This window comes from Rhizobacter sp. (genome assembly GCF_035702065.1).
Taxonomy (GTDB): domain Bacteria; phylum Pseudomonadota; class Gammaproteobacteria; order Burkholderiales; family Burkholderiaceae_C; genus Rhizobacter.
Map to the genome: position 1 here is coordinate 1 of NZ_DASSRA010000343.1, position 3,203 is coordinate 3,203.

The window sequence follows — 3,203 nt, forward strand, 5'->3', positions numbered from 1 at the left end:
AGCCGGTGGAGCAGCGCAGCCTGCATGCCGGAACGCCCAGCTACATGAACCCCGAGCTGTGGGACGACGAGCCGGTGGACGCGCAGACCGACTTGTTTGCGCTGGGCGTCACCTTCTACCAGCTGCTCACCGGCCACCTGCCGTTCGGCGACATCGAGCCCTACCAGACGGCGCGCTACCGCCGCCCGCCGCGCCCGCCGTCGCGCCTGCGGCCGGACGTGCCCATCTGGCTCGACCACATCGTGCTCAAGGCCGTGGCCTACGACAAGAAGCAGCGCTTCGAGACGGCGGAAGAGCTGGAGCTCGCGATCCAGCGCGGCGCTTCGCGCCCGCTCTCGGCACAGCCCGCCACCCCGTTGCTGGTGCGCGACCCGAGCCTGCTGTGGAAGGTCGCGCTCGGGGTGTCGCTGCTGTTCAACCTCTTGCTGGTGTACTGGCTGCTGTTCCTGCCACGTTAGGCCGGAACAACGCGGGCACGCCCACCTTTCTCGGCCCAGGTGCGCGTCCAGCGCAGCTGCATCTTGCGCATCATCAGCAACACGATCAGCGTCAGCCCGGCGAACACCGCGAAGCCCCACAGGTAGCTGCCCGTGTACTGCTTCGAGAGGCCCATGGCGTTGGGCACCAGGCCCCCGCCCAGCGCGCCGATCTCGCCGATCATCGAACCCGCCACCGCGGTGCTCAGAGGCCAGCGCAGCGGCACCAGCTGGAACAGCGCACCGTTGCCGGCACCGAGCGCCGCGAAGCACACCATGAACAGCAGCGTCGACAGCGCCAGCGAGTTGTCAGCCAGCCCGCAGGCCAGCAGCGACACCATCACCGTCACCAGCACCGTGGTGAGCGTGTTGATGCCGCCCCAGCGGTCGGAGATCCAGCCGCCGAACACGCGCACCGTGGCGCCCATGAAAGCGGCCAGCATCGTCAGTTGGCCTGCCTCGACCTTGCTCACGTGGAACTGGTCGAAGTAGTAGGTGGGCAGAAAGGTGGTCAGACCGATGAAGCCGCCGAAGGTGATGCCGTAGATCAGGCTGAAGGCCCAGCCGTCTTTCTCGAACAGGCAGGCCACGTGCTGCCGGAAGCTGGCGTGCTGGTCGAGATCAGGCGGCTCCTGGGCGAACACGATCATCACCAGCATGGGCAGGGCGATGGCGGCCGCGGCGAAGCCATAGACCGTCTGCCAGCCGAAGGCCTGCGCCAGCGGCGGAGCCACCAGCACCGACAGCGCCGTGCCGATGTTGCCGGCGCCCACCAGGCCCATCGCCAAGCCCTTGTGGCGCGCCGGGAACGAACCCGAGCCGAGCGACAGCGCCACGCCGAAGCTGGCCCCGGCGATGCCCAGCAGCACGCCCATGGCCAGCAGGTCGTTGAAGCTCTTCACGAAGAAGAAGCCGAACAACATGGCCACGGCGATCAGGCCCATCTCGACCAGGGTGGCGTTCTTGCGGCCGATGTACTGCGCCAGCACGCCGAGCGGGAAGCGCATCAGCGCGCCCGCAATGATGGGAATGGACAGCATCAGGCCCTTTTGCGCGGGCGAGAGCTGGAAGGTCTCGCTGATAAATGGCGCCATGGCGCCGTTCAATACCCAGATGCAGCAGGAGAAGCAGAAGTAGAGAAAGGCGGCGAACAAAGTGGGGGCATGCCCCGTCTTCAGGAAGCTCTTGAATCCAGTCACGGTGATCCTCAGGGTGGGTTGCGCCCTGTATGCGGGCGTGCTTTTGTTTTGCCGTGCTGAAAGCGAATCTCATGCCAAATGAAGGTGCGGAGACGGCACGCCGCTGTGCGCCCAGGCGGGTTGGGGCACGCCTTTTGTGCGAAATCTGCACGCCCCGCACATCGGGTGGGCAGTCTGCCGGGCAAAACCGGGCCGCTATGATCAACCTAGGGGTTTGCAGGCCGAGTCCCCGGTGCATTAATGGGGTGGGCGTGGACGCTCGCGCCGTCGATCACAGCCTGCAGGCAAACACGAGACACGAATGACGGAAACCATCCAGCAGGCCCTGGCTGCACGTGCCGAACAATCGCACGCCCTGGCGCGTGCCTTCGGCTTTGCACCCGAGGCGTGGGGGGTGGTGGCGCTGACCCTGCTCGACCGGGTCGACGCCATGCTGGCCATCAAGGACGCGTCTACAGGCCGCTACGTGCATGCGAACCCGCGCATGGCCGCGCTGGTCGGCCGGCCGGTCGAAGGCCTGAGTGACGAAGACTGGGTAGACGCCGAAGCCTGCGCCGCGCTGCGCGCCGCCGACCAGTCGGCGATGGTGCAGACCGTGCCGCAGGTCAGCGAGCACCGCATCGAGCAGGGTGGCGTGCGCCGCGAGTTCACAGTCACCCGCTTGCCGCTGCCGCCCGCCGAGGGCGGCGCGCCGCGCTACCTGTGCAGCGTGTGGCTCGACACCACCGCGCAACGCCACGGCGAGGCCCAGCTGGCGCTGGCGCTCAAGCAGCTCGAAGAACAGCAACAGGCCAACGAAAGCCTGCGCCGCGAGATGCAGGACCAGGGCCTGCGCGACAGCGTCACCGGCCTGTACCAGCGTGGGCACTTCGACGACCAGCTGCGGCGCGAAGTCGACCTGTCTTCGCGCGAACACCGCGAGTTCGCCCTCGTCTCGGTGGCGCTCGACCCGCTCAGCGACACCGCACGCGCTTCTGGCGCCGAAGCGCGCACCCGCGTGCTCGAGGCCCTGGGTCGGCTGCTGCGCAGCGGCACCCGGGCCATGGACGCCTCATGCCGTCTCAGCGAAGACCGCTTTGCGGTGCTGCTTTCCGGGGTGGGCTTGGCCACGGCGCATGCCCGGATGGAAGGTTTGCGCCGGCAGTGCGCCACCCAGATCGTCATGCTCAACGGGCAGGACATGGGTTTCACGGTGTCCATGGGAGTGGCCAGCTTCCCGCATACAGCGCACACGCAAGAAGATCTGCTGCAAGCCGCCGATACCGCGCTGGCGCAGGCTCAGAAGCGCGGTGGCAACCACGTCACGCTGGCCAGCATCCGCTTCGAAGCCTGAGGAATTACCGCCCCTCGGCCGGTGAATACACCGGCCGATCCCCCGAGGGGATCGCGGGCCGGCTTGGGAGCGGCCCGGCGCTCGGCCCGCCCTCGCTGTTCACCGCTGGGCTATCCGCCGAGTTGCTTCAACACCGCCTTCCATTCAGCGGGCGTCACCGGCGTGATCGACAGGCGGTTGCCTGGTTTCAGCACC

3 protein-coding genes are annotated in these 3,203 nt (G+C 67.6%); 2 read left to right on the plus strand and 1 reads right to left on the minus strand.

Annotated elements, in window-relative coordinates; translation table 11 throughout:
* Nucleotides 1-458 (plus strand): protein kinase domain-containing protein (locus VFL64_RS15200; protein ID WP_489541225.1); only part of this gene is annotated, 458 nt, incomplete at its 5' end.
* Here VFL64_RS15200 and VFL64_RS15205 read toward each other — a convergent pair.
* Nucleotides 455-1,675 (minus strand): MFS transporter, encoded by a 1,221-nt coding sequence (locus VFL64_RS15205; RefSeq protein ID WP_489541226.1) that lies wholly within the window; start codon nucleotides 1,673-1,675, stop codon nucleotides 455-457. The genes VFL64_RS15200 and VFL64_RS15205 overlap by 4 nt on opposite strands.
* A gap of 301 nt (nucleotides 1,676-1,976) precedes the next feature.
* Between VFL64_RS15205 and VFL64_RS15210 the strand changes: the two genes are divergently transcribed.
* A complete protein-coding gene (locus tag VFL64_RS15210) occupies nucleotides 1,977-3,008 on the plus strand; it encodes a sensor domain-containing diguanylate cyclase (RefSeq protein WP_489541227.1) in 1,032 nt (343 codons plus the stop codon).
* Nucleotides 3,009-3,203 lie beyond the last annotated feature (195 nt).

Coding starts and splice junctions, on each gene's coding strand:
- VFL64_RS15210 (WP_489541227.1), top strand. CDS start 1,977: ATGACGGAAACCATCCAGCAGGCCCTGGCTGCACGTGCCGAACAATCG.